This is a genomic window from Proteiniclasticum sp., assembly GCF_032054185.1.
In the GTDB taxonomy this organism is placed as follows: Bacteria; Bacillota; Clostridia; order Clostridiales; family Clostridiaceae; genus Proteiniclasticum.
In genome coordinates, this window is the sequence record NZ_DAMBTF010000010.1 from 35841 (window position 1) to 61797 (window position 25957).

Sequence of the window (25957 nt, forward strand, 5' to 3'; positions counted from 1 at the left end):
ATTAATTTATTAATTACAGAAGTAAACTAGGTTTCATGCATGTAAATGAGAAAAAATCTCATAATTCAATTGATTTTACATGTAATTGCGCATAAAGTTATTTTAGGAGGTGGTGCTATGCTCATTCAATTCAGATTCAGTAATTTTAAATCATTTAGAGATGATACAATACTGGACTTCACAGCAACCAAGATTACAGAGCATAATCATCATGTGTTGGATTCCGGTGGAGAAAGATTATTACCGATTGCTGCTATCTACGGTGCTAATGCAAGTGGTAAATCGAATGTGATCGAAGCATTCAGTTTTATGGTCAATTATGTTCTTGAATCCTTCAATTACGGTGGTGAAAGTGAAGATAAACAGCAAAAGAGCAAAATGACAAGAGTAACTCCTTTTTTATTTGATCTGAACAGTAAAAATGAAGTCACAACATTTGAAGTTTTTTATGTGGATAATTCAGAAAGTGTAGGGAGAACCTATAACTATGGGTTTACGCTCAATCAGAAGGGAATAGTAGAAGAATGGTTTAATACTAAGGCAAAGACTGCGAAAGAGTACAAGTCCGTTGTCTACAGAAATAATGATACCGGTGTACTGGAGTTAAGTGGAATTCCCAAGAAAAGTCAGGAAAATATTAGAATAGCACTGGAGAGAGAAGCTCTGATTGTTTCGCTAGGAACAAAACTGAAAATCTCTAAAATGAAAAATGTAAGGGACTGGTTTATGAAAACCAGCTTTGCCAATTTTGGTGATCCATTAATGAAGACTGTATTATCCTCTAAGATTCCCAATGATTTCGCTGAGAATGAAGAAGAAAGAAATAAAGTCGTAAAATTTTTCTCTGCTTTTGATCCTTCAATTATCGGATTTAATGTCGAACCAATCAGTAGTGATGATGAAGAGGGAACGCGATATAAAATAGATGCAGTACATAAAATTTTAAATTCTGATGAGACAATAAGTATACCCTTAGATGATGAATCCAGTGGTACGCTGAAAATGTTTGCATTATATCCTATCCTACAGGAGACTTTAATGGAAGGAGGAATTTTACTTATAGACGAACTTAATTCTCGTCTCCATCCATTACTTGTGAGAAATTTCCTTCTTATTTTTCTTAATCCGGATATCAACATAAACAATGCTCAACTGGTTTTCACAACCCATGACTCATGGCAATTGTCCAATAATCTTCTTCGCAGAGATGAAATATGGTTCACCGAAAAAAGTGTATACGGAGTATCATCATTATATTCTCTTGCTGATTTTGTAGATGAAGACGGAACAAAGATTCGAAAGGATGAAAGTTACGAGAAAAATTATCTGCTTGGTAAATATGGAGCTGTTCCTTCGTTAAGAAGTTTTGATATGTTTTTAGAGGAGTAGTCATGGCAAGAAACAGTAGAAATGGTCAAAGAACCAGGAGAGAAAATAATCAGAAGCGAATTCCTGTACTTGGATACTATATTATTCTGACTGATGGCACAGAAACGGAGCAGCAATATTTCGACGGTTTAAGAAACTCTTTACAAGAAGAAGTAAAAAAGAAACTGGTACTGAAGGTATACAATAGAGACACAAAGAAGCTGATCGCATCCTGCAAAGAAATCATGTCACTTAATCCCAATTATGCAGAGCCGTGGATAGTTTTCGATCGGGATAAAGTGGTTGACTTCGATATGCTGATTCGAAATGCTGAAAGAGAATCGATAAACGTTGCCTGGTCAAATCCATGTATTGAAGTCTGGTTTGAAGCATATTTCAATGAAATGAGTACATATTTGGACTCTGTGACCTGCAATGCAGGTTTCAGGAGAACATTTTCAAAAAGAACAGGACAGAAATACTTAAAATCAAATGGTCATAACTATAGATTATTGTGTCAGAACGGTAGTGAATCTGATGCAATCAGACGAGCAAAACTTAAACATAAAGAACAACCCGTCTGAAATGATTCCATGTTCGCTGCTGTACATTTTAGTTGAAGAAATTCGATTAAAAGCTCATTCACAATTATAAATAGATGAATAATAAATATTCATCATATTTATGCGAAGAAGCGGCAATAAGTTAGACACAGGCATATTATATGTATTTTAAAGGGATCTAGGCAGAAATTGTTTCGTTCTCTTTTTCATTGAGTCTGAAAGAGATTTATGATGTAAATAGTCTATAGAGTGCTGAATATTACACCAAAGTGCAGAATGCTACATTGTTAAAGGTTTTCATGAAACATACAATAGAAGTATAAAACATCATAGGAGGGAAATAATGAAGAAGAAAATCAGTCTTTTACTTATTGCCATGCTATCAGTTACAGCTCTTGCTGCATGTGGAGAAAAAGCAGAGGGAGAAGGAGAAGCTAAAGGGGACGGAAGCGTTGTGGTTTATTCACCACATAACGCTGAAGAAATCAATCCGATCATAAATGAATTTACAGAGAGAACAGGAATCCGTGTAGACGTTGTTGCAGCGGGAACCGGAGAACTATTGAAGAGAGTCGAAGCGGAAAGCGGAAACGCACTTGGAGACGTTATGTGGGGCGGCGGAGCTGAATCACTGGATGCATTCAAGGAACACTTCGAAAGCTATACAATTGAAGAAGATGCTAAGATTCCTGATATGTTCAAAGATCCTGAGCGTAAATGGTACGGATTCAGTGCACTGCCAATGGTACTGATCCACAACAACAAGCTGGTATCACAGGAAGAAGCACCAAAGTCATGGAAAGACCTGACTGATCCGAAGTGGAAGGGCAAGATCGCATTCGCTGATCCTGCTAAATCCGGTTCATCCTACACCATTCTTGCAACCATGCTTGAAGCATTCAAGGATGATGGCGAAGAAGGCTGGGCAACCATCAAGAAGTTTGTAGAGAACCTGGACAATAAGATTCTAGGAAGCTCATCAGGAACCTACAAAGGTGTATCCGATGGTGAGTATGCTGTAGGACTAACACTTGAGAAAGCCGCTTCAAGATACATCATCGCAGGAAGCGACATGACCATCGTTTATCCAGAAGAAGGAACATCAGCAGCTCCAGACGGAATCGCGCTCATAAAGGGTGCGAAGAATCTTGAGAACGCAAAGAAATTCATCGAGTTCACCTTCTCCAAGGAAGTACAGGACCTGGCTGCTAAAGACTTCAGCTGGAGATCCACAAGAACAGATGCAAACAATCCTGACGGATTAGGACCAATAGAAGAAATCAAGCTACTGGATTATGATTTCCAGGCAGCAGCAGACAACAAAGACGAAATCCTCGAAAGATGGAAGAATATCGTAACAGGACAGGAATAAAGATGAATAAACAGAATAGGGCAAGAATCTTGCCCTTTCTTTTTAGTTGGAGGTAAATGTGAGCAATTCAGTAAATTTCAAAAATATCGATAAATACTACGGGGACTTCCACGCAGTGAAGAATGCGGATTTCCTTGTGGAAGAAGGGGAATTCTTTACCCTGCTCGGCCCATCAGGCTGCGGAAAGACAACACTTCTTCGAATGATCGCGGGTTTTAATTCCATCGAAGGCGGGACCATCACTTTTGGGGATAAAGTCATCAATTCCATTCCTGCACATAAGAGAAACATCGGAATGGTGTTTCAGAACTATGCCATTTTCCCCCATATGACGGTCTACAACAACGTCGCCTATGGCCTTAAGGCCAGAAACGTGGACAAGAAGACAGCAGAGGAGAGAGTCCTTAAGGCACTTCGCCTAGTGAAGATGGAAGAATACAAGGACAGAGAACCATCAAAGCTCTCAGGAGGACAGCAGCAGAGAATCGCTCTTGCAAGAGCCATCGTCATCGAACCTGATGTTCTTCTGATGGACGAACCCTTAAGTAATCTTGATGCGAAGCTGAGACTTGAGATGAGAACCATCATCAAGAAGCTTCAGAGAGAACTGGGGATCACAACCATCTACGTGACCCATGATCAGGAAGAAGCCCTGGCCATTTCAGATCGCATAGCAGTCATGAAAGCGGGAGTCATTCAGCAGATCGACGTACCGGAGAAAATCTACAAGTATCCCGCCAATGAGTTTGTAGCAGGCTTCATCGGAACAAGCAACTTTCTTCAGGGAACAGCCAGAAAAGAAGGAGACAATACCGTCATCACAACCCCACAGGGCATCGTGCCCCTTGATCGTGATCTCGGCCATGAAGGTCCAGTCATTGTATCCCTAAGACCGGAAGAAGGGGTATTAAGAAGAGCCTCCGATGCCGTCGGATTCAGAGGAAAGATCACGCTTTCCACCTTCCTCGGAGATTTCATGAACTATGAAATCGAGCTGGCAGAAGGAAAGATCATTGAAATCAACGAATACACCAAAGACGGTAAAACGTTAAGAGAGATAGGAGAAGTCGTCACAGTCCAGGTTGATCCACAGATCATCAAGGTCTACAACGAAGAAGGGACGGTGATCTAGTTTGGAGAAGAAACGAAAGAAACAGAAGTTCGACTTCAGAAACAGTCTGAACTTCTGGAACTACATTTCCGTGGGCAGCTTTATTCTGCTCTTCATCTTCCTCATCTATCCATTCTCATCCCTGTTTATGGAAAGTCTGAGAAACAAAGAAGGGGCATTCAGTCTAGAGACTTACTTCAATTTCTTCAAGCTCCCTTACTATTTCAATACGCTGAAGAACAGCTTTATCGTATGTACCCTGGCAACGATTTTTTCCGTTCTAGTAGGACTGCCCATGGCGTACATCACAAGCCGTTTCCATATCGCAGGAAAGAAGTTCATTAACCTTATGGTCATCCTTTCACTTCTTTCACCACCATTTATCGGTGCCTACGCGTGGATCATACTTCTTGGACGTAACGGACTTATTACGAATATTCTAGGAGCCATCGGCATCACTGCACCGACGATCTACGGACTGGGCGGAATCATCTTCATCTTTACGCTGAAGTTCTTCCCTTATGTCTATCTCTATGCATCAGGTGCATTATCAAGCATTGACGCATCCCTGGAAGAAGCAGGCGAAAACCTCGGCATGTCCTCTTTCAAGAGAATCATGACCATCACTTTCCCTCTGATTCTTCCGACCATAACCTCCGCTGCACTTCTTGTCTTTATGACCTCACTCGCAGACTTCGGTACACCGATGCTGATCGGTGAAGGATTCAAGACACTTCCTGTCGTGGTATACGACGAGTTCATGAGTGAGCTTGGCGGAAATGCCGCCATGGCAAGCACCCTCAGTGTCATCATTGTCGTCTTCTCCCTAAGCGTTCTGTTCATCCAGAAGAAAGTCGTGGAGAAGAGAAGCTATATGATGAGCTCACTTAGACCGCCTGAAGTCAAGGAGCTGCCTAAGGGCAAGAAGTTCCTGGCAACAGCATTCTGCTACATCATCGTCTTTCTTGCCATGGTTCAGCAGATCGTGGTCATCACCACATCGTTCATGAAAACCAGGGGACCGATTTTCCTCAAGGAATTCAGTCTGGACAACTACAGTCTCGTCATGAACAGACTGTCCCTTAACATCAGAAACACCTTCGTCTATGCGGTCATCGCCCTTGCGGTCATGATCATACTGGGTATACTGGTGGCCTATATCATCGTCAGAAGAAGATCGAAGTTCAACAGTCTGCTCGATACCTTAATCATGTTCCCGTATGTTATTCCGGGATCTGTTCTGGGTATCACGCTCCTTGTCGCATTCAATAAACAGCCACTGGTCCTAAGCGGTACGGCAGCCATCATCATCATCGCCTATATCATCAGAAAACTGCCCTATACCGTAAGATCAAGCGCATCCATCCTTTATCAGATCGATCCGAGCATCGAGGAAGCTTCAATCAATCTGGGTGTTTCGCCTATGAAGACTTTCTTTAAGGTCACAGCGGTCATGATGGCTCCTGGAGTGTTCTCCGGTGCGATTTTAAGCTGGATCACCACCATCAATGAGCTGAGCTCGACGGTTATCCTCTATACGGGAAGAACATCCACCATATCGGTGGCTGTCTATACAGAAGTCGTGCGGGCAAGTTTCGGTACAGCAGCAGCGCTTGCCTCCATCCTGACCCTGACCACCATCATTTCCATCATGGTATTCAATAAGGTATCAGGTGGTAGAAGCATCTCCTTGTAACATTCAATCTGACATAAAAGGTAAGGTGAGACAAATGCTTAAATTCGGTACAGGTGGATGGAGAGCCATCATCGGTGATGAATTCATCAGAACGAACATCATAAAGGTAGCCCAGTCTCTGGCTGTGCTCATGAAAAGAGAAAAAGTCGATCATCACGGTATTGTCATCGGATACGACAAGAGATTTCTTTCGGACAAAGCCTCAAGATGGATTGCAGAAGTCTTTGCCGGGAACGGCGTTGCGGTCAACTTCATCGAAAAAGTAAGCCCGACACCCCTCATCATGTATACGGTCAAGTCCTTCGCCTGCGATTATGGTCTGGCAGTCACTGCCAGCCATAACCCGGCGGACTACAACGGCATCAAGATTTTCACCAAAGGCGGTAAAGATGCCGACCTTATGGTCACAGCAAAGCTTGAAAGCATCATAGAGGAACTTCATGAGGAAGATATCCTCACGATGCCCTTCGAAGAAGGGATAAAGAGAGGAATCATAAGGACCGTCAGTCCCTTCAATGATTATGTGGATACCATCATTTCCATGATCGATGTGGAGAAAATCAGAAACAGAGAACTTAAAGTCCTTGTGGACCCCATGTACGGTGTTTCCAAGGCAGCCCTTCAGACCGTGCTGATCACGGTCAGATGTGAAGTGGATGTCATCAATGACCGCCATGACACACGGTTCGGCGGAAGAATGCCATCTCCGACAAAAGAAACCCTCGGAAAGCTGAGGGATATGGTAAGAGAAGGAAACTACGACATCGGAATCGGAACAGACGGTGATGCGGACAGACTCGGCATCATCGACGAGGAAGGAACCTATGTCACAAGCAACGACATCATGAGTCTTCTCTATTACTATCTTCTGAAGTACAAAGGCTGGAGAGGACCAGTTGTGAGAAACATCTCCACCACACATCTGCTGGATAAGATTGCAGAAGATTTCGGACAGAGATGCTATGAAGTCCCTGTGGGATTCAAACACATCAGTAGCAAGATGACCGAGACCGGAGCAATCATCGGCGGGGAAAGCAGCGGTGGACTCACCATCAAAGGACACATCAAGGGAAAAGATGGAATCTTTGCCGCAGCACTCCTTGTGGAGATGATCAGCGTGACGGGGAAAAGAATCCACGAGATGCTGACGCATCTTCAGGAAAAATACGGTTCATTCTATATGCATGAAGAGAATCTTGCCCTCACTGCCGAAAAGGAACTGGAGCTTAAAGAGCGGTTATTCGAGAAAAAGGAACTGCCTGAAGAATTCTATCCGGTAGAGAAAGTCTCCTATGAGGACGGCATGAAGATCTACTACAAAAACGGCGGATGGATCGTGGCACGTTTCTCGGGGACGGAAAAACTGCTTCGTGTATTTGTGGAAATGCCCACAAGACGGGAAGCGAAGAAACTTGCCGAGAATTTCCTTGAACACTACGGGATCTATAACTGAAAAAAGGGGCATCGAGCAATCGGTGCCTTTCATCACATCATGAATCAGGATAGATCAAGAATATCAGATGGGAGAAAAGAAAAATGGAAAAGACAAGAGACGAAAACAGTTTAAAGAATGAAAATCCCGATCAGGGCGTAACCCTGGTTTTCATGGCCGCAGGTATGGGAAAACGCTTCGGCGGAAACAAGCAGCTGGCGGACATCGGACCGAGAGGGCAGAGCCTTATGGCCTATACTGCCTATGACGCGGTAAAGATCGGATACAGAAGACTCATCTTCATACTCAGAGAAGGTATGGAAAAGGAGTTCATGAAAGGCCTTGGAGATAACCTGAGTAAGGTCGTATCTGTGGAGATTGTTTTTCAGGACAGAAGCATTCTTCCCGAGGGAACAGAAATACCCGAGGAGAGGAAGAAGCCGCTCGGAACAGGCCATGCCCTCTACTGTGTACGACATCATCTGAATGGACCCTTCGTGATTCTTAATGCAGATGATCTCTATGGCAGAGGCGTCCTTAAGGATCTTTATGATGAGCTCTTAAAAGGAGAATCCATGGTCATACCGGGCTATCCGGTGGAAAATACGCTCTCAGAAAAAGGTGCGGTATCAAGAGGCATTCTTGAAGTGGATGAGAGGGGTTACCTCGTCTCCATAAAGGAAAGAGAGAAAATCTTTAAAGCTGAAGATGCAATCTTTGCTAAGGTTAATGAGGAAGAGATCGAGCTTAAGAAAGATACCCTGGTCTCCATGAACATCTGGGGTGTTCAGAAAGAGGTGCTGGATGATCTCGAGCCTGTGTTTAAAGCGTTTCTTCTGAAGGAAGACACTGAACTTCTGAAAGATGAGTTCTACCTGCCTGAAGCCATGGATGAGCTGAGAAAGCGTAGCGGGGAAAATCTTAAGATCATAAAAGCCCGCGACCAGTGGATGGGCATGACCTACAAGGAAGATAAGGATGACGTTTCAGCGGCCATTCTACAACTTGTGGAAACCGGCCATTATCCTGAGTCTCTCTTTGGTGAGTAAGGATTCTCGCGGGATCTCTTTTGTAGAGCTCAATCTCTTTCAAAAATGTATTATAATAAGAGAACAGGTTAAAATACCTCAGTGATAAAATGGAATGTACACGAGGACATAAAATGAGTGTGCGGAAGATAAAAAGACTGAAATCCTATGACCGGTCAGAAGAGATATGCTTTGCCTGCAGGCTTTACCCTGCATAAGGAGAGAAGGAGGAGAGAACGCAGTTGAAAAAGTTTAAAAGCTCATTTTTCGCCAAGCTTTTTGTCACCTATTTTCTGGTGGCCATGATTCCTCTTCTTCTCATCACCAGTCTTCTTTACGGGTTCTCCGAGAGAATCTTCAGAAGCAATATCGAGGAAGAGGCGGAGCGTTATCTTCAGGAGGTTTCAGCTGATGTGGATTCAATGTACGGATTCTACGAGCAGGCGGTCTCGCTCCTTTCAAAGGACCCCCTTGTTCTTAAGGTCATGGAAGATCAGACGGTTACGGAAGAGGAGACAAGAGCCATATACGAGAAGATGTACTACCTCTTTTCAGGTAGGACCTCCACCATGTCTCTCTACCTACTCGGCATGGACGGAAAGACACTATTTCAGTCCGACGTCGTACCCAGGCACTATAATACAAAAGACTACCTGAGCTGGGGGGTTCTGCGAAAAGCGGGCCTGTCCGATGACGCCATCGTTTTTCATCCTGCAAGCTACGCAGAACGAAAGCTGAACGATAAAGCGCTCACTGCGGCCAAGGCTGTAATAGAGGAAGATCAGCTTAAAGGCTTCATTCTGGTGGATATCAGAAGGGAAGAGCTTTCAGGCATCATCCACAGCAAGAATCAGGGAAACATCTGGGAAGTGCTCATCGTCAATGAGATCGGCAACGTGCTCTACAGCAAGAATCAGATTGAGAACGAGGCAAGACCGTTTAAAGTGGATGCTGGATATGATTCTTCCGCGCCGAGCGGAAGCTACACCACAGCCATCGAGGATGATTCCTTTCATGCTTCCTACAGAGCCAGCGCAAACTATCCCTTTCGGATCGTTTCCTACTCCTCTCTTAAAGATGTCAAAAGCAATGCCACCTTTCTTCTGAAAATCCTGTTCAATATCGGACTCTTTACCCTCGTCATTGCACTGCTCTTTGCCTATAAGGTTTCGAAGTCCGTGTCGGGTGCGGTGAAGGATCTGGTCTACTATATGAAGAAAGTGGAGAAGGGGGACTTCAGCGAGAGGTTCCCGGTAGAAAGAACCGATGAAATCGGTGAGCTCATGCAGCGCTATAACAAGATGGCGAAGCGGCTGGATCTTCTTATCAGAAACATCATCGAAAGCAAGGACAGACTGAAGAAATCGGAAATGAAGATGCTTCAGTCCCAGATCAATCCCCATTTTCTCTATAATACGCTGGATACGGTCAAGTGGATGGCCAAGATGCAGAGAACGGACGAAGTCATCAGTCTCATCACAAATCTCGCAATTCTTCTTCGCATATCCATGGAGGATGCCGAAGAGTTCCAGACCGTAAGGCACAGCCTATCCTGGCTTGAGAGTTATCTCTCCATACAGAAGGCGCGCTATGATGATGATCTTTCCTATGACATCCGCGTGGACGAAAGTCTCATGGATCTCAAGATTCCGAAGCTCATTCTGCAGCCTCTTGTGGAGAATGCCATTCTTCATGGCCTGGAAGGAAAGGGACATCTGGAAGTGCTAGGCTTCAAGGAAGCCGGCAGGATGATATTTGAAGTGAAGGACGACGGAATCGGGATGGAAGAGACGGTTGCGGTGAAGCTGCTGGAAGAACATGCAGACAGCGGAATCGGGCTCATCAATGTCCATAAAAGAATCGAGCTCATCTACGGAAAGGGCTACGGCGTCAGGATACTCACTGAACTGAAAAGGGGAACGACCATACGCATCGCGATCCCCGAAGGAGGCAGCAAATGATCAGGGTTGTTGTAGTGGAAGATGAAAAAATGATCCGTCGCGGAATCATCATGACCACAGACTGGCAGGCATTCGGCTGTCAGGTGGTGGGTGAGGCGGCAAATGCTCAGGAAGCACTGAAACTCATCGAAGAGAAGAAACCTCAGATTGTCCTTACGGACATCAGAATGAGAGGGATGACGGGGATAGAGATGATCGAGTCACTTGGAGAGGACCATAATATGCACTTCATCATCATCTCGGGCTATTCGGATTTTGAATATGCCAGAAGCGCACTGCGTCTCGGAGTCACAGACTACCTCCTTAAACCGTTCAAAGATGAGGAACTGGAAAAGGTTCTGGAAAAGGTGATCGGTGAAATCAACGAGGAGCGGCTAGGAAGTGAGGAACAGGCTTTGGACTTCTTCAAAGAGTATCCCGGCACAGAAAGAACTGATGCCAACCGTTATGTCCTGCAGTGCATCAGATGCATGGATGACAGCTACATGAAGGACATCACGTGCCTTAAGATATCAGAAGAGCTTGGCATCAGCGAAAGCTATCTGGCTAAGCTCTTTAAACGGGAAACAGGGTATACCTTTGTGGATTATCTTACCCATTTCAGGATGAAAAAAGCCATCCACATCATGGAGAAGGATCATCCCAAAATCTACGAACTGGCATACCTTGTGGGTTACAATGATGCCCACTACTTCAGCAACATCTTCAAAAAAGTCACGGGCAAAAGTCCAAGTGTCTACATGAGAGAACTTGAGGTGTAGGACGATGGATGTAAGAAACTGTATCTGATAATAAAGGCTCATATAAATTGATTTTTCGAAATGGATCGTACTGATTATTACTAAGAATGAGAAGGAGATTGTTATGGATTATGGACTTCAGGCTATAAAACTTGTGATCGGAATTTTAACCCTGACCTTGACATTCAGGCTCCTGGGGAAGAAGAATCTGGCTCAGCTGTCGCCCTTTGACCTTGTTCATGTCATTGTATTCGGAGGAATTCTCGACAGCATCTTCTATGACGATGAAATCGGTATTCTTCCGTTCATCTTCACGGCTATGGTCTGGACTCTGAGCATCTATATCATGGATCTTCTGGCCAAGAAGTACAATCTGTTCAGAACAGTTTTCAGAGGAACCCCTGATCATATCATCGAGAATGGTAAACTGAACATGAGACTCTTTGACAGAGCCAATATCGAGATGGAAGAGCTGAGAAGTGTACTGAGGCAGAAAGATATTTTTTCCCTCAGGGAAGTGAAAGATCTTTTTCTCGAACCGGACGGAAGGTTTTCGGTGATCCGGTACGCAAAGTACAGAAACGTAGAAGACTCATCCAAGGAAGACTACTACAATTTTCTGCTCATCGATGAAGGTGAAGTTCAGCGCGAAGTGCTGAAATACATCGGAAAAGAAGAGGTGTGGCTGAAAGGTGAGATGAAGACTTTTGGAGTGGAAGATCTTACAAAGGTTGTATACTGCGAATGGTCAAAAGAAGAGGGATTCTACTACAAAATGATCGATGACTGCATCAATGAAGTTAGAGAAGGCTACATAAATTAGCCAGTAACTACAAGAATAAATACTGAACAAGGATTTCGAAAATAAACAGCGGGAGGATAAAAAGAATGAATAAAATCAGAAACATCATATTCGACATCGGGAATGTACTGATCCGTTTTGATCCCACAGAGTGGCTGGTCAATCACTACGGACAGGATCCGGAGCTCATGAAGTTACTCTATAACGAAGTATTCAGCAGCGAGGAGTGGAAGCTTCTCGACCATGGTAAGATGAGCGAGGTGGAAGCCGCGTCAAGAATCATCACAAGAATTCCTGAGTATCAGAAGGAAGTGGAAAGAATCATCTATCACTGGGAGAATTTTCTCATCAGTGAGATGCCAGTATCCCTATACTTCCTGAGAAAATTCAAAGAGATGGGCTACAACCTTTATGCGCTCTCGAACTATCCTGAAAGAGGATTTGAGAATACCATAAGGTACTATCCGTTCTTTGATCTCTTTGACGGGAAGATTGTGTCCTATGAACATCAGGAAATGAAGCCTCAGAGAAAGATCTATGAGATTCTTCTTGAAAAATATCAGCTGGATCCCAAAGAGTGCGTATTCATCGACGATACTCTTGCGAACATCCATACAGCTCTTGAATTCGGAATGGAAGGGGTTCACTTTTTCCACAACAACCATATGATGGATCTGTATCTCATGCTGGAAGAGAATCTTCAGCATATGAAGGATTCTGATGCTTCTCTACTCTAAGTCCTTTCCTCATGTCTATTAAGCATGATAGCGGTGAGCACTTTGTTCAAACCATTTTTACCGAATATATGCAAAACCCTCATATCTATGACTTATGATGAAGGAGTAAGTGTAATACTCTCAGAAGATCATACAGAAATATAGAATGAGATGAATGAAAGGAGCGTATATTATGGCAAATGATGCGCATCATGTACTGCCTAATCCGGACGGCGGCTGGGATGTCAAAAGAGAAGATGCAAAAAGAGCAAGTCACCATACAGAAACCAAGGAAGAGGCTGTAAAGATCGCAAAGGAAATTGCGATGAACCAGAAGACGGAGCTGATCATACATAAGCTGGACGGGACCATTGGAGAGAGAAACTCCTACGGAAATGATCCTTATCCACCGAAGGGCTGATGATTGATTCTTGGAATTCCGGGATTATGTTCAGTTTAAGCCTCAAAAAATTGAAAAATTTAAATTAACGGACAGGCGCATTGCCTGTCTGTTTTTTACGCCATTTTTCTTGAAAAATCATTTTTGAAATCTCAAAATACCTGTGCTATAACATAATTGTAATTTGATTAGCACTCGAAGGGCTGGAGTGCTAATGTTACATAAACTGAAATTAAAGGAGTTGGAAAGTATGGCAGGATTAATACCATTCAACAGAAGAAAAAATGACATTGTATCAAGAGATGTTGATGACCTTCATAGCATGCTGGATGACTTTTTTACGGAAGCATGGCCTATGAGAAGATATCTTGAGGCAGATACCTTTAAGGTGGATGTTCAGGAAGAAGACAAAGAGTATATTGTTCACGCTGAAGTTCCCGGAGTCAAGAAAGAAGAAATCAATCTTTCCTTAAGAGATGGAAGACTCGGCATCAGCATCAGCAGAGAGGAAGAAAAGGAAGAGAAGAAAAAGAACTTTATTCATCGAGAGAGAAGAACAAGTTCCATGCAGAGAAACATCTATCTTCAGGAGGCTGATGAGGAAGGCATCAAAGCCAGACTTGAAGACGGTGTTCTGAAAATCAATATTCCTAAGAAAGAATCAGCTGATACCAGCAGAAAAATCGACATCGAATAAAGATATCGGGTAACTAAAAACAATCCGCATCCTAAGCCCAGGATGCGGATTGTTTTTTCCGTTGAAGAGGATGATTTAGAACCTTACAGTAGTGATCTGCTGTGCTCTCCCATAAGATATTACGATACTATTTTTACAGGCTGCAACTGGGTGTTCTGAATCCGACATGGATTAAAGTGATGTCTGTGAATGTGGATATATATTAAAGACCATATATTAAGTCCCGGTTCTGTCTCGTATTCATATGATGTGATTACGACTTCTAAGATCAGAAGTATGATTATTTCCCCGAATGATCAGATAGAATAATTCATTAAAATAAGCTGTTACAGCTCAGGTAGACTGACAATGTAACAGCATATTTCGTTATATCCTTTCTTGTATAGAGCGGATTCTTATTTTGATGGACCTTCAGGAATGATTTCTGCGATAATCTTGCCTCTCACGTGCCTTGAGGAAAGACGTCTAAATCCTTCGGGGATTTCCTCAAGAGTGATTCTGCTTTCGATCATTGGAAGTATTCCGCCGATGGATAAGAGATTGATGAGCTCTCTAGCCATATTGGACAGATCCCTCTGCTCTGCGTAGTTTCCTGATCCATGAGCGCCGCCAAGGGCGATGGTGTGAACTGATATCGCTTTACTCCAGAAGTTGACCTTCGCAAGATCGGGAAGATCAGCGATACAGATGAGATGACCGTTGTAGGATAATCTCAAAATATCCTCCTGAGCGCTTTCTGCACCTAAAGTGTTCAGAATGGTGTTTACCCCTTTACCATCCGTAATTTCCATTACCCTTAAAGTGATATCCTCATTTTTATAGTCTATGGCATAATCGGCACCAAGCTTTGAAACCCAGTCATTATTTTCGGGTGAGCAGGTGGTGATGACTTTAAGCCCTGCACGCTTGGCCAGCTGTATGGCAAAACCACCGACACCGCCGGCGCCGCCGTGAATCAGTATGGATTCCATATTGCTCATATCGATTTTTCGATGAAGGGCCTGATAGGCGGTAAGACCTGCACAGGGAAGTGCAGCTGCCTCCTGAAAACTCACGCCGCCTGGAATACTGGCTACTGTGTGTGCGGTTGTCACGGCATATTCAGCAAACCCTCCAGGCTTTGACAGATCGCCATGGTAGAAGACTCTGTCTCCGGGGGAAAGGTGCGTTACAGACTTTCCGGTTTCAACTACTGTGCCCGCTATATCAAGACCCAGTATAAAAGGGTAGGACCAGCTAGGGTGTCCGGAAGCGGCCACCTTATAATCCACAGGATTGAGCCCTACAGCATGAACACGGACCAGAATCTCGTTATCTCGTGGAATGGGTATATCCATCTCTTTGATCTGAAGTTCTCTTTGGGTGGCATCCCCTACAACAACTGCTTTCATGATTAATCTCCTCCATTGCCGTCAGTATTAATCCGTAATATACCTACTATTATAGTGCATCTTCTTGAATCCTGCATTTGGACGAAGAAGCGAAACAGCCATTTTCATGAAAATTCATAGAACATTTCCAGATCTTCTAAAATGCGCACTTTTTTCATAACGCGTCATGGATGCCATGGCGCAGCACAGAAAATCGACAGATTTATAGGAGGCTTCGATGATATTAAAGGTAAATTCCCTTACATCTCAAGATAATCAGACGTGGAAGCTATAAAATGCTGGAATATTGCCGATAAGTGTAATAGGTGAAATATAATTGAAATTTTGAATGATATTTCAGGCTGAAACCTTAAAATGCTGCAGCGGATTATTTAATGGAAAGAAGTGTATGTATCATGGCATCAACTTTATTATCGATGTTATTCTATCTGACGATGATTATTTATTTCTATGTGGGTATGCATGCCTATTACCTCAATCCGAAGGAGAGGATCAACCGGAGTTTCTTTTATCTGTGCTGCTCCACCAGTGTATGGGCGTTCAGTTTTTCGCTCATGAACCATGCTGAGACAATAGGGGGAGGGCGGTACCTGTTTCTCATGAGTGTCATCGGCTGGGGAACTTTCTACAGTATTCTTCTGCATCATCTGATACTGACATCGGGTCTGGATATCGTACTGAAACGAAAACAGCTTGCTGCGATATACTTCCCGGTGCCTGTTACAGTTGTTATTTTTTTCATCAGTGCAAGTGGTGGAGAGCTCATTCAAGTCATCAGGAAGCATGACAAAAGCTGGCTTATCTATCAGCCGGATATTCTGCTTGATTCGTGGATGGCGCTGTATTTTGCTGTCTTTATGATGCTGGCCATATTTTTAGTATCCAGAAATCTGAAGAAAAGCACAGATAGAGTCCTCAGAAAAGAAATACTTGCGATTCTCGTTGGACTTCATGTGAGCCTCATTATTGGTATATTTACCGTATCGCAGCACCACAGGCCGTCTCCATAGAAGAAGTCATGACCATGAAACTGAATGAAGAAAACGACTGGAAGGATATCTTCAGAGATCTTCCTGAGTTTGACGAAAACGGACTGCAGATCAGATACTTCGTAGAAGAAGTGGAAGTCACAGGATATGTTTCATCAGTGGAACAGAATGAGGACGGAAGCTACACCATAACCAATCTCAGAACCGGCGAGACAAGTGTATCAGGTATGAAGTACTGGATGGATGAAGAAGGCACAAGCTTAAGGCCTGGATACATAACAGTCGTTCTCCTTCAGAACGGTGAAGAATTCGCGAGAACTGCAATCGGCGAAGAAAACGAATGGAGCTATTCATTTGAAAACCTGGCTGAATTTGATGAAAAGGGTATCGCATACGAATACACCATAGATGAAGTTGAAGTTGACGGATACAGGACAGAAATCATCGGAACGGATATCCATAACATCCGCACCGGCGAAATCGACATACCTGTTGAAAAGATATGGAAAGACAACGGAGTCAGAGACATCGAAGAAATCACTGTACATCTTTACAGAAGAATACACGAAATGGACAGAGAATTCTCGGAAATGACAATGGATGAAATGATCGACCATACACATGTCGCAATGGCAGTACTGTCCGAAGAAAACGACTGGACATTCACATTTGAGAACCTTCCAGAGTTTGATGAACACGGTATGCCGATCGAATACTACCTGGAAGAAGTATCTGCAGAAGGTTATGAAAGCACCATCATCCAAAATGAAGATGGCAGCTTCACCGTGACAAACACAGGAGTCGGAACGGTAGAAATCGAAGGACAGAAGAGCTGGTTCGACGAAGGTGAAGAAGGAAGACCGGAATCCATCACTGCAATCCTCACAAGAAACGGTGAAGAGATTGACAGAAGAGTGGTCACAGCTGAAAATGAATGGAACTACAGCTTCGGCCAGCTTCCAGAGTTTGATGAAAACGGAATCGCCTACACCTACAAAGTGGAAGAACTTCCTGTTGAAGGCTATAATACCTTCTATGCAGGCTATGACATTCAGAATGTTAGAACAGGCATGGTTAACGTTAATGGTGAAAAGACCTGGGATGACCTGTCTGAAAGACCAGAGAGCATCGTCATCAATCTGCTTCAGAATGGAGTGGAAATAGACGAAGTGACCTTATCCAAAGACGAAGATGACAAGTGGACCTACAGCTTCACAGAACTCCCAGAGTTTGACGAAGATGGAAAAGCCTTTGTCTACACCGTAACTGAAGATCCGGTAGAAGGATATGAGGCGACTGTAACAGGCTACAACATCCTGAACAGACAGCTAAGAGCAGCCTTAAGAATCGTAAAAGTCGACGACTTTGACTTCCCTGTAGAAGGCGTAGTCTTTGAAGTGGAAGATGAAGAAGGAAACCTCGTATTCAGAGGAACAACAGATGAAGACGGAATCCTTGAAACGGTATTACCACTGGGCACCTACATCGTAACGGAAATCAGTGCACCAGAGGACTACATCATGGATCCGGAATCTAAGACAGTCATACTGGACGAAGACGGTGAAGTTTTCGAACTGACAGTAGTCAACATTCTCGAATTCGAAGACGTGGATCCTAAGCCACTGCCACCGACACCTGCACCACCAAAACCACAGCCACAGCTGCCAAGTACTGGCGCTGAAAATGGAGTGATCTGGTACGGTCTGGGTATCCTGATGGCACTTGGCGGAGTTCTCCTTCTTAGAAAGAGAAGAAACATCTAAAGACTGATAAGGATAGACATCAATAAACATAAATAAAGGAGCAGGCTAAGGCCTGCTTCTTTCTGTCTGCTAAAGACTTAAGTAGAAGTCTCGATGAATAAAATATATAGTAATCATAATTTATTTCTTCCCTATACTTATAATTAAGGATATCCTTAGTCAGAACGGCTTATCATACTTTCGGAATTGATGGTGTCACCACCAATCCGAAACACATCATGAACAGCGGGAAATCATTCTACGCCTTTCTGGATGAGATCTCAGCTTGGGTAAAAGAGGCCATCAGAACCCCCAAGCAGATGGTAGACTGTGCACTTGCCGGTGCAGATATCGTGACAGCAGGGATAGAGGTATACAGGGACAGCTTCAGGCACCCTTTTACCGACAAGGGAATCGGAATCTTCTGTGAGGCCTGGAACCATACTGTCATATAAATGATGAGCTTAATATAGAGACCCCTCTTTTTAAGAGTACTGCAGGAATGCGGTGCTCTTTTCGTCTATGATGTCCGGAAGAAGCACAAAAAGTGGTCATATGGCGGGTGAGGCGATAAAACATGCTTAGATTCTGGGGGTTTTGATGATAAGATGGTACTAAGAAATACAAGGATGTGAGCATTATGGTTAAAGTAGGTATTATAGGAATCGGACATATCGCAGAAGATTATATCTCCATGTTTTCAAAAGGACTCATTAAAGATGCGGAGCTTTCCGCACTGACCTCAAGAAACCGGGAAAATCTTGAAAGAATTCTACTTCAGTATGATCTTAAGGAGACGAAGCTCTACAGCAGCCTGGAAGAGATGCTGGAGGCAGATGAAATCGATGCGGTCATCATCACAGCGCCACACGTTTACCACCCTGAAATGGCGCAGAAGCTTCTTGAAAGCGGAAAACACGTGATGATCGAGAAGCCTGTGGGCATAAGGATAAAGGAAGTGGAAGCGCTGAATAAAGCAGCGGACGCCTATCCTCATCTCAAAGCGGGTGTGATGTTCAATTACAGAAGCAGCGAACTCTACGGATTTGTAAAGGATCTTGTGGACAGCGGTGACATGGGGGAGCTAAGACGTGCCATCTGGCAGGTGACAAATCTCTACCGGACCTATGACTACTATAATCAGACCATCTGGAGAGGAAGCTATAAGGCAGAAGGAGGAGGAGTGCTCATCAATCAGGCCATACATCAGCTGGATACGCTTCTCTGGATGACGGGAATGCCTGAAAAGGTCGTCGCGTTTACAAAAGAAGGCTTCCATAGACCCATCACCGCGGAAAATGATGTGATGATCCATATGTTCTTCAGCAACGGAGCATCAGGACAGTTTCTCACAGGAACTCATGAAAGTCCGGGAACCAACCGTTTCGAGCTTTCCTTCAGTAAAGGTCAGATCGTCATCGAGAATGACAGCAAGGTGAAAATCACAAAGCTTGCCGAGGATGAGGAAGACTTTGCAAAGGAGACAAAAGAGAACTTTCCTGAAGTGCCCTACAGGGTAGAGGAGAAGACCTTCGAGAAGCAGCCCAATAGAATACTTCAGGCAAGACTCATAAACAATTTTGTCCAGTCGGTGCTTGGAAAGGAAGAAATCATCTGTCCGCTTAGTGAAGGGATAAAGAGTGTAAGAATGATCAACGGAACCTATATGTCTGCATGGACAGAAAAAACCGTATCACTTGATTTTGATCCGGAAGATTATGAGCTGGCCTTGAATGAAAAGATCAGGCAGGAAGAGGATGTGTAATCATTACCCGAAAGAGCGTTCAGCTTCATAACTAAAGTAGTATCGGTGAAGAGAGAGGCTCTCCTCACCGATTTTATTTCACTATGTTTATATCCATGGATTATTCAGATGCGAGGTATGAACATTTTGCATATTCCTGGCCGTATTTCTTTATCTACTAAATAAAATACATTATACTTATATCATTATATTGATTTTAAAGAGTATTTCGTTATTAGAACAGTTATAAAGTATGAAGGACAGAAAGGAATGATCATATGCGATTATTTTTCATGGGCAAGCATGGCGGAAGTCATCCCGAAGAAAACAAAGACAGAACACGTAATGTTGGAATCACCGTAGCAGTCGTCCCGAAGGAGCTGGTTTTTCCGGTCTCCATGCATATAGGAAAACCGGCAAAACCCGTGGTTGAGGTAGGAGATGAAGTTAAAATCGGTACACTCCTGGCTGAAGCCGACGGAAAAATTTCTGCCCCAGTCCATTCCTCCGTATCAGGCAAGGTCATAAAGATCGAGAAAAGACAGACGCAGAGCGGAATGGCAGACTGTATCGTGATCGAGAACGACGGAAAAGATACCTTTATCGATTCCATAAAAGAGCAGGAAGAGATCAGTGATCCGAAAGTCATCCTGGAGAAGGTCGTCAGTGCAGGTATTGTAGGTATGGGCGGAGCTTCATTTCCCACCGCAGTAAAACTTGATCCTCCTCCTGGAAGCACCATCGATACGCTCATCGTGAACGGTGCCGAATGTGAACCTTATTCCACCTCCGATTACAGGGTGATGCTTGAACATACAGATGAGATCATAAAGGGAATCGATGTGGTCAGAAAGCTTCTGCCGAAGCTTAAGATCGTCTATATTGCTGTGGAAGACAACAAACAGGAAGCGATCAGAACACTATCGGATGCGGTTAAGGACTTTACGGATATTACCGTAAAAACCCTTCGTACCATGTATCCACAAGGCTCGGAAAAGAATCTCATCAAGAATCTGACAGGAAGAGAAGTAAGGCCTGGAGGGCTGCCTTCCGAGGTAGGCACTCTGGTCATGAATATCTCAACGGTAAGAGCAGTATATCGCGCTGTAAAACTGGGAGAACCTCTCTATCAGAGAGTGATTTCCGTATCAGGTTCCCCTGTGAAGGAACCCAGGAACCTTCTGGTTCGGATCGGAACACCTGTGGAGTCACTTCTTCACGACTGCGGCGGTTTTAAAGAAGATCCTGCGAAGATCTTAAGCGGCGGACCGATGATGGGCAGAGCACTGGCTGATGTCAGTGTACCGATTGTGAAAGCCATGACCGCCATCACTGTGCTGAATGCAAAGGAAGCGGAAATCGGAGAAGAGAGCGACTGCATCATGTGTTCCGAATGCATCAACGTATGCCCGGTGAATCTTCAGCCGATTCTCATCAGTGAGGCATTCAAGAGAGGGGACGTGGATAAAGCGAAAGCGCTTGGTGCCATGGATTGTATAGAATGCGGGAACTGTTCCTATATCTGTCCTTCGAAGATTCCTCTTCTTGAAAACATCAGAGAAGCAAAAGCAGCCATAAAAGCTCAGCAGCAGAAAGAGGGGGCATAGCATGAGAATGGAGATGAAAGAAAAACTGCGTGTAGGACCTTCACCTCACATAAGGGTACCAAGAACCACAGCATGGGTCATGAATCAGGTGCTTATTGCACTGATGCCGCCAACTGCAGCTGCTGTATACTTTTTCGGATGGAAAGTGCTGCTTCTTGTTGCACTTGGGATCGTAACGTCAGTGGGCAGCGAATACCTCTATCAGAAGCTGACCTATAAGAAGATCACCATAAACGATAAAAGCGCCATGGTCACCGGTGTGCTCCTTGGCCTCAGCCTTCCTGTGACCGCACCCTGGTGGACCGTCGTCATCGGCTCTCTGTTTGCCATCATCGTGGTCAAGCAGATGGCCGGGGGAATCGGCAGAAACAGGTTCAATCCTGCTCTTGCCGCAAGAGTCATGCTTAAGGTGTTCTTTACACCCTGGATCACCAGCTGGGTGCTGCCGGGACCCGATGCCGTATCGGCTGCAACGCCCCTGGAATACCTCGGTAATGGGACTAAGACAGTGGCTGAAGCGGTGCCTGGCATAAGCGATCTTTTCTTCGGATTCAATCTCGGCGGAAATGCCGGAGAAACCAGTAAGGCTCTTATCCTTGTCGGCATGATCTATCTCATCGCAAGAAGGATCATCCACCCGAAGATTCCGCTGCTCTACATCCTTACGGCAATGGTTGTGACCGGATTCTACTCTGGATTCAATCTTGAATTCATGGCAAGCCATGCACTTTCCGGAACACTTTTCTTTGCGGCAGTATTCATGGCAACGGACTATAGCTCCGGTGCGCTGACCCCGGAAGGAAAGACCGTGTTTGCCATAGGTGCGGGACTTCTCACCGCCTTCTTCCGTATCGCATTTGACTACCCCGGCGGAGTGGGCTTTGCCATCCTCATCATGAATGCACTAGCACCATACATCGACCAGAAATTCATGCCGAGAATCTACGGACATAAGGAAAGACCGGATGTGAAGTTCAACAGACAGAAGCGTCAATAGCGCTTAAAAGGAGTTTACTTTGAAAGCATACATCTTAAAAATTGAGCTTAATGATTCAGATCCTCTGATCTTTCGAAAAGTTGTGATGCCTGCCGGCGGAACCTTTCACAGGCTTCATGAAACCATCATGCGTGTGACGAACTTCAGTGGGAGGGAATCTGAACTTGGCGGTCATCTCTACAGATTCGACCTCAAGGAAGAAAACAGCTTTGTGACCAACGATCTCACTAAGATCGATGAGCATCGCGACTTTCAGAACAACCTGAACTACTATGAGGAAAGACTCAAGCAGACAGAAGAGAAGTTTCTCCAATTCGAGAAGAGTTTTCAGGAAGAGATGAAAAAGAAAGCGCTCTTTCCCAGCAAGGTGAAGTTTGATGATTACCTCGAAAAGTACGGCGAGATCGAATATCTCTATGATTTTGGTGACAGCTGGACCTTCTGTATCACGCTGCTTGAGATCGTAGAGGACTACTATTTCGGCTATCCCATGCTTCTTGATGGAGAGGGGGATGCGCCTCCGGAAAATGTAGGCGGCATGGACATGTTCTATGAGTTCCTTGAAGCATATCACGATCCTTCCCATGAAAATCATGACGATGCGCTGGAATTTGTAAAGATGAATATATTCTGGCCGTATAACGAGGACCACATGAACTCTCTTCTGAAGAGGCTCAAATACAGGAAAACAGAGTGGGATAAAATCAGCCATGAAAACTATATTGTGACAAAAGACATATATTATAAAGTCAGAGAGCAGACGACAGAAAGATAAAACAGGGGGAAACACTATGAAATTTCTGACATTTATCCATGAAGGAAAAGAACAGATCGGCGTTCTCAGCCTGGACGAGAAAAAAGTCCTGCGCATCTCGAGGATCATCGGTCATGAACGATACTTAGACATGAACAGATTTATCGAAGAGGTGACGGATACGGACATCGAAATCCTGTCTCAGGTACTGGTCAATGAAAGGAATGTGGGGGTGCCTGTGGAAGAGGTCATGATGAGATCACCAATAATCCGTCCGAAACACGACATCATCTGTGTAGGTGTGAACTACGCTTCCCACATCAGGGAATCTTCGATGTTTCTGAGAGACGATCTGGAGAACCGTGAAAAACCGGTCTATTTCTCCAAGAGGACCACAAGAATCATCGGTAACGACGAGGATATCAGAGCTTTCTCCGATATCGATGAGGAGCTTGACTACGAAGTGGAGCTGGCAGTTATCATCGGTAAGCGGGGCATAGACATTCCTAAAGAGAAGGCAGAGGAGTATATCTTCGGCTACAGCATCTTCAATGATGTATCGGCAAGAAAGCTTCAGACTGAGCATCTCCAGTGGTACAAGAGCAAGAGTCTTGACACCCACAGTATACTGGGGCCTGTGATTGTCCATAAATCTGCACTGAAGTTCCCCATAAAACTCGATATCATGAGCAGAGTGAATGGAGAAAAGAGACAGGAATCAAATACCGAGCTTCTCATGAACGACATTTCTGCGATCATTTCGGATTTTTCGAGGGGAATCACCCTTGAGCCCGGAGACATCATCGCAACCGGAACACCTGCAGGTGTCGGCAAAGGATTTAACCCTCCGAGATTCATGAGAAAAGGGGACATCGTCGAGTGTGAGATCGAAGGAATCGGAATATTGAGAAACAGAGTGATCTGATCGTGATTCAGATTGTAAGGACCATGAGATGGGGGTAAAAGTGTCTCTCTCATGGTCTTCTTCTCTTCATACCCGGTAAAAAAACCGGAGTTTAGAAAGACAAAAAAAGCTTTTCAGGAAAAAATCAATATAATGGTTGTAAACCTTTTAGTCCTATGCTAATATGAAAGTACAAAATATTGTACGTTGGCGGTTGAAATGGATTTAAAGAAAAAGCTGGTCAATAAAAATGCATATATCATCACCAGTCTTTCGAAGGAATTCCTCACTAAAGAGGAAGGCGATAGAATTGACACAGTGGCTCAGATAGCGGAGAAATATTCCTTAGCCAGAGGTACTGTTCAATCTGCACTTAAATTCCTCTCTGACGTCAATGCGGTGAAAATCGACAGAAGAGGCCATCTGGGATCCTACCTGAGCAAAATCGATCACATCAAGCTGCTTCAGGTATCAGACATCAACTTCATCGTAGGCGTAATGCCGCTGCCTTATACCAAAAGGTATGAGGGGCTTGCCACCGGACTATACAACAGTGAGCTGGCTTCGAAGTTTTCCATTAACCTTGCCTATATGAGAGGAGCTATAAACCGTATGGATTCTCTTATGCAGGACCGATATGATTTTGCGGTGATGTCAAAGCTTGCAGCAGAGCATTTCATAAGAGAAGGCTATCAGATAGAAGTTCTGATGAATTTCGGACGAGATTCCTATGTCGGAAATCATGCTATGGTGTTTCATGACCCATCGGTAAGAACGATTCAGGATAAAATGAAAATCGGTATCGATATCACTTCACGAGATCAGGAACTGATCACAAAGAAAATCGTTAAGGATATGGATGTGGAACTCATCAACATCCCATATAATTCTCTGAAAGCGAAGCTTCAGAGCGGTGAAATCGATGCTGCAGTCATTACTCTGGATGAAGCGAAATCAAATGGAATGAACTACAGCACAGACCTTGTGGACAGTATCCTTGAGAATCATAAGAATACAGAAGCTGTAATTGTCGTCAAGAAAGATAAAAAAGAAATCATGAAGATTCTGGAAAAGTATATCGATAAAGACTCAGTACTCAATTTCCAGAAGAAAGTTATGGACAATGAGATCATCCCTAATTACTGATTAGGTGATTCTCTTTTTTACACCGAATATACAAAATAATGTACATTGAGGAGCAGAGAATGGAGATAACACAGAGACTGGACATACTGAAGATGTCAGGACAACTAAGTGAAGAAATGTATCATAAGGTGCTGGAAATCATTGACCAGTTCAATGAAAACCATAATATCATCATCCATGAGAAAAACGGGGCCATGCTGATTACACATCTGTGTATAGCCCTAAGCCGTATTGAAAAGGGGGAAACAGTCAGTAAAATCGAGTCCGATATTTTTGCTGAAGTGGAAAGCAACGCTTTCTTTGCCCAGTCGGCAGAGATTTTAGAAGGTATTGAAGAAGTTCTTGGCTTCAGAATGCCTGAAGAAGAAAGAGGATACATGCAGATGCATCTGTGTGTGCTTCTTGAAAATGAATCACAATTGAGAGAGGAGGGGAAATAATGAAAATCGTAGTCGGCGGACAGATGGATAAAGATAATGTAGCTTCAATTCTCAGAAAATATCTTGGTCCAGATGATGAAATCAGAATCATGTCAGATATCGAAGCGTCAATGGCAATAAAGACAGGAACAGCAGATTACTATTTCGGAGCCTGTAATACAGGCGGAGGCGGAGCACTTGCAATGGCTATCGCACTTCTTGGCATGAACCAGTGTGCAACTGTCGCAATGCCCGGAAATATCCGAAGCAATGAAGAAATCATAAAAGAAGTGGAAAACGGAAAGAAAGCTTTCGGTTTTACACCACAGGCAGCAGAAACGGTTATCCCGGTCATTGTAGAACAGATCAAAAAATAAA

25 protein-coding genes are annotated in these 25957 nt (G+C 43.9%); 24 read left to right on the top strand and 1 reads right to left on the bottom strand.

Features of this window, described 5'->3' with window-relative positions:
* Window positions 1-117 precede the first annotated feature (117 nt).
* The 13 genes from RTX25_RS07335 (at window position 118) to RTX25_RS07395 (ending at window position 13886) form a co-directional block, all read left to right on the top strand.
* Entirely contained in the window at window positions 118-1389 is a 1272-nt protein-coding gene (locus RTX25_RS07335; RefSeq protein WP_312652265.1) for an ATP-binding protein, read from the top strand.
* 2 nt (window positions 1390-1391) lie between these two features.
* A complete protein-coding gene (locus RTX25_RS07340; RefSeq protein WP_312652267.1) occupies window positions 1392-1952 on the top strand; it encodes an RloB family protein in 561 nt (186 codons plus the stop codon).
* A 322-nt stretch (window positions 1953-2274) separates the two neighbouring features.
* Window positions 2275-3303 (top strand): ABC transporter substrate-binding protein, encoded by a 1029-nt coding sequence (locus RTX25_RS07345; protein ID WP_312652269.1) that lies wholly within the window; start codon window positions 2275-2277, stop codon window positions 3301-3303.
* A 58-nt stretch (window positions 3304-3361) separates the two neighbouring features.
* The gene (locus tag RTX25_RS07350; protein WP_312652271.1) at window positions 3362-4435 is read left to right on the top strand and encodes an ABC transporter ATP-binding protein; all 1074 of its coding nucleotides are present in this window, start codon (window positions 3362-3364) and stop codon (window positions 4433-4435) included.
* Window position 4436: 1 nt separating this feature from the next.
* On the top strand, window positions 4437-6110 hold the full coding sequence (locus RTX25_RS07355) for an iron ABC transporter permease (protein ID WP_312652273.1): 1674 nt from the start codon (window positions 4437-4439) through the stop codon (window positions 6108-6110).
* Between the two features lie 34 nt (window positions 6111-6144).
* Entirely contained in the window at window positions 6145-7563 is a 1419-nt protein-coding gene (locus RTX25_RS07360; RefSeq protein WP_312652275.1) for a phosphoglucomutase/phosphomannomutase family protein, read from the top strand.
* 83 nt (window positions 7564-7646) lie between these two features.
* Entirely contained in the window at window positions 7647-8591 is a 945-nt protein-coding gene (locus tag RTX25_RS07365; protein WP_312652277.1) for a nucleotidyltransferase, read from the top strand.
* A gap of 221 nt (window positions 8592-8812) precedes the next feature.
* Window positions 8813-10531 carry a sensor histidine kinase gene (locus RTX25_RS07370; protein WP_312652279.1) on the top strand — a complete coding sequence of 573 codons (1719 nt, stop codon included), beginning with the start codon at window positions 8813-8815 and terminating at the stop codon, window positions 10529-10531.
* Window positions 10528-11292 (top strand): response regulator, encoded by a 765-nt coding sequence (locus RTX25_RS07375; protein ID WP_312652281.1) that lies wholly within the window; start codon window positions 10528-10530, stop codon window positions 11290-11292. The genes RTX25_RS07370 and RTX25_RS07375 overlap by 4 nt, the downstream gene beginning before the upstream one ends.
* A gap of 103 nt (window positions 11293-11395) precedes the next feature.
* The gene (locus RTX25_RS07380; protein WP_312652283.1) at window positions 11396-12094 is read left to right on the top strand and encodes a YetF domain-containing protein; all 699 of its coding nucleotides are present in this window, start codon (window positions 11396-11398) and stop codon (window positions 12092-12094) included.
* A gap of 65 nt (window positions 12095-12159) precedes the next feature.
* On the top strand, window positions 12160-12810 hold the full coding sequence (locus RTX25_RS07385) for an HAD family phosphatase (protein ID WP_312652285.1): 651 nt from the start codon (window positions 12160-12162) through the stop codon (window positions 12808-12810).
* Between the two features lie 172 nt (window positions 12811-12982).
* Window positions 12983-13210, top strand: a complete 228-nt coding sequence (locus RTX25_RS07390) for a DUF2188 domain-containing protein (RefSeq protein WP_312652287.1) — start codon at window positions 12983-12985, stop codon at window positions 13208-13210.
* 229 nt (window positions 13211-13439) lie between these two features.
* Window positions 13440-13886: an Hsp20/alpha crystallin family protein gene (locus RTX25_RS07395; protein WP_312652289.1), complete on the top strand. Its 447-nt coding sequence runs from the start codon at window positions 13440-13442 to the stop codon at window positions 13884-13886.
* A 395-nt stretch (window positions 13887-14281) separates the two neighbouring features.
* Here RTX25_RS07395 and RTX25_RS07400 read toward each other — a convergent pair whose 3' ends face one another.
* Window positions 14282-15277 (bottom strand): zinc-binding dehydrogenase, encoded by a 996-nt coding sequence (locus tag RTX25_RS07400; protein ID WP_312652291.1) that lies wholly within the window; start codon window positions 15275-15277, stop codon window positions 14282-14284.
* Window positions 15278-15651: 374 nt separating this feature from the next.
* Between RTX25_RS07400 and RTX25_RS07405 the strand changes: the two genes are divergently transcribed.
* From RTX25_RS07405 to RTX25_RS07455, 11 genes are all read left to right on the top strand, one after another.
* Window positions 15652-16287, top strand: a complete 636-nt coding sequence (locus RTX25_RS07405) for a histidine kinase N-terminal 7TM domain-containing protein (RefSeq protein WP_312652293.1) — start codon at window positions 15652-15654, stop codon at window positions 16285-16287.
* Window positions 16288-16301: 14 nt separating this feature from the next.
* Entirely contained in the window at window positions 16302-18029 is a 1728-nt protein-coding gene (locus tag RTX25_RS07410; RefSeq protein WP_312652295.1) for a Cna B-type domain-containing protein, read from the top strand.
* Between the two features lie 218 nt (window positions 18030-18247).
* Window positions 18248-18463, top strand: a complete 216-nt coding sequence (locus RTX25_RS07415) for a hypothetical protein (RefSeq protein ID WP_312652297.1) — start codon at window positions 18248-18250, stop codon at window positions 18461-18463.
* A gap of 185 nt (window positions 18464-18648) precedes the next feature.
* Complete coding sequence (locus RTX25_RS07420; protein ID WP_312652299.1) at window positions 18649-19773, top strand: Gfo/Idh/MocA family oxidoreductase; 1125 nt, start codon at window positions 18649-18651, stop codon at window positions 19771-19773.
* Between the two features lie 257 nt (window positions 19774-20030).
* Complete coding sequence (gene rsxC / locus RTX25_RS07425; protein WP_312652301.1) at window positions 20031-21359, top strand: electron transport complex subunit RsxC; 1329 nt, start codon at window positions 20031-20033, stop codon at window positions 21357-21359.
* Between the two features lies 1 nt (window position 21360).
* Window positions 21361-22356: an RnfABCDGE type electron transport complex subunit D gene (locus RTX25_RS07430; protein ID WP_312652303.1), complete on the top strand. Its 996-nt coding sequence runs from the start codon at window positions 21361-21363 to the stop codon at window positions 22354-22356.
* A gap of 19 nt (window positions 22357-22375) precedes the next feature.
* Window positions 22376-23131 (top strand): plasmid pRiA4b ORF-3 family protein, encoded by a 756-nt coding sequence (locus RTX25_RS07435; protein ID WP_312652305.1) that lies wholly within the window; start codon window positions 22376-22378, stop codon window positions 23129-23131.
* A gap of 16 nt (window positions 23132-23147) precedes the next feature.
* Window positions 23148-24035 (top strand): fumarylacetoacetate hydrolase family protein, encoded by an 888-nt coding sequence (locus RTX25_RS07440; protein WP_312652307.1) that lies wholly within the window; start codon window positions 23148-23150, stop codon window positions 24033-24035.
* Between the two features lie 198 nt (window positions 24036-24233).
* Window positions 24234-25160 (top strand): GntR family transcriptional regulator YhfZ, encoded by a 927-nt coding sequence (gene yhfZ / locus RTX25_RS07445; RefSeq protein ID WP_312652309.1) that lies wholly within the window; start codon window positions 24234-24236, stop codon window positions 25158-25160.
* Window positions 25161-25219: 59 nt separating this feature from the next.
* Complete coding sequence (locus RTX25_RS07450; RefSeq protein ID WP_312652311.1) at window positions 25220-25600, top strand: PRD domain-containing protein; 381 nt, start codon at window positions 25220-25222, stop codon at window positions 25598-25600.
* Entirely contained in the window at window positions 25600-25956 is a 357-nt protein-coding gene (locus RTX25_RS07455; RefSeq protein WP_312652313.1) for a DUF2620 domain-containing protein, read from the top strand. Before RTX25_RS07450 ends, RTX25_RS07455 begins: the two co-directional genes overlap by 1 nt.
* Window position 25957 lies beyond the last annotated feature (1 nt).

Bases quoted from the DNA above. Each gene is read 5' to 3' on its own strand.
- RTX25_RS07385 (WP_312652285.1), top strand. From the start codon at position 12,160: ATGAATAAAATCAGAAACATCATATTCGACATCGGGAATGTACTGATC.
- RTX25_RS07430 (WP_312652303.1), top strand. From the start codon at position 21,361: ATGAGAATGGAGATGAAAGAAAAACTGCGTGTAGGACCTTCACCTCAC.
- RTX25_RS07450 (WP_312652311.1), top strand. From the start codon at position 25,220: ATGGAGATAACACAGAGACTGGACATACTGAAGATGTCAGGACAACTA.
- RTX25_RS07440 (WP_312652307.1), top strand. From the start codon at position 23,148: ATGAAATTTCTGACATTTATCCATGAAGGAAAAGAACAGATCGGCGTT.
- RTX25_RS07395 (WP_312652289.1), top strand. From the start codon at position 13,440: ATGGCAGGATTAATACCATTCAACAGAAGAAAAAATGACATTGTATCA.
- RTX25_RS07365 (WP_312652277.1), top strand. From the start codon at position 7,647: ATGGAAAAGACAAGAGACGAAAACAGTTTAAAGAATGAAAATCCCGAT.
- RTX25_RS07410 (WP_312652295.1), top strand. From the start codon at position 16,302: ATGAAACTGAATGAAGAAAACGACTGGAAGGATATCTTCAGAGATCTT.
- RTX25_RS07455 (WP_312652313.1), top strand. From the start codon at position 25,600: ATGAAAATCGTAGTCGGCGGACAGATGGATAAAGATAATGTAGCTTCA.
- RTX25_RS07400 (WP_312652291.1), bottom strand. From the start codon at position 15,277: ATGAAAGCAGTTGTTGTAGGGGATGCCACCCAAAGAGAACTTCAGATC.
- RTX25_RS07360 (WP_312652275.1), top strand. From the start codon at position 6,145: ATGCTTAAATTCGGTACAGGTGGATGGAGAGCCATCATCGGTGATGAA.
- yhfZ (WP_312652309.1), top strand. From the start codon at position 24,234: ATGGATTTAAAGAAAAAGCTGGTCAATAAAAATGCATATATCATCACC.
- RTX25_RS07375 (WP_312652281.1), top strand. From the start codon at position 10,528: ATGATCAGGGTTGTTGTAGTGGAAGATGAAAAAATGATCCGTCGCGGA.
- RTX25_RS07380 (WP_312652283.1), top strand. From the start codon at position 11,396: ATGGATTATGGACTTCAGGCTATAAAACTTGTGATCGGAATTTTAACC.
- RTX25_RS07335 (WP_312652265.1), top strand. From the start codon at position 118: ATGCTCATTCAATTCAGATTCAGTAATTTTAAATCATTTAGAGATGAT.
- RTX25_RS07340 (WP_312652267.1), top strand. From the start codon at position 1,392: ATGGCAAGAAACAGTAGAAATGGTCAAAGAACCAGGAGAGAAAATAAT.
- RTX25_RS07420 (WP_312652299.1), top strand. From the start codon at position 18,649: ATGGTTAAAGTAGGTATTATAGGAATCGGACATATCGCAGAAGATTAT.
- RTX25_RS07345 (WP_312652269.1), top strand. From the start codon at position 2,275: ATGAAGAAGAAAATCAGTCTTTTACTTATTGCCATGCTATCAGTTACA.
- rsxC (WP_312652301.1), top strand. From the start codon at position 20,031: ATGCGATTATTTTTCATGGGCAAGCATGGCGGAAGTCATCCCGAAGAA.
- RTX25_RS07390 (WP_312652287.1), top strand. From the start codon at position 12,983: ATGGCAAATGATGCGCATCATGTACTGCCTAATCCGGACGGCGGCTGG.
- RTX25_RS07415 (WP_312652297.1), top strand. From the start codon at position 18,248: ATGAACAGCGGGAAATCATTCTACGCCTTTCTGGATGAGATCTCAGCT.
- RTX25_RS07405 (WP_312652293.1), top strand. From the start codon at position 15,652: ATGGAAAGAAGTGTATGTATCATGGCATCAACTTTATTATCGATGTTA.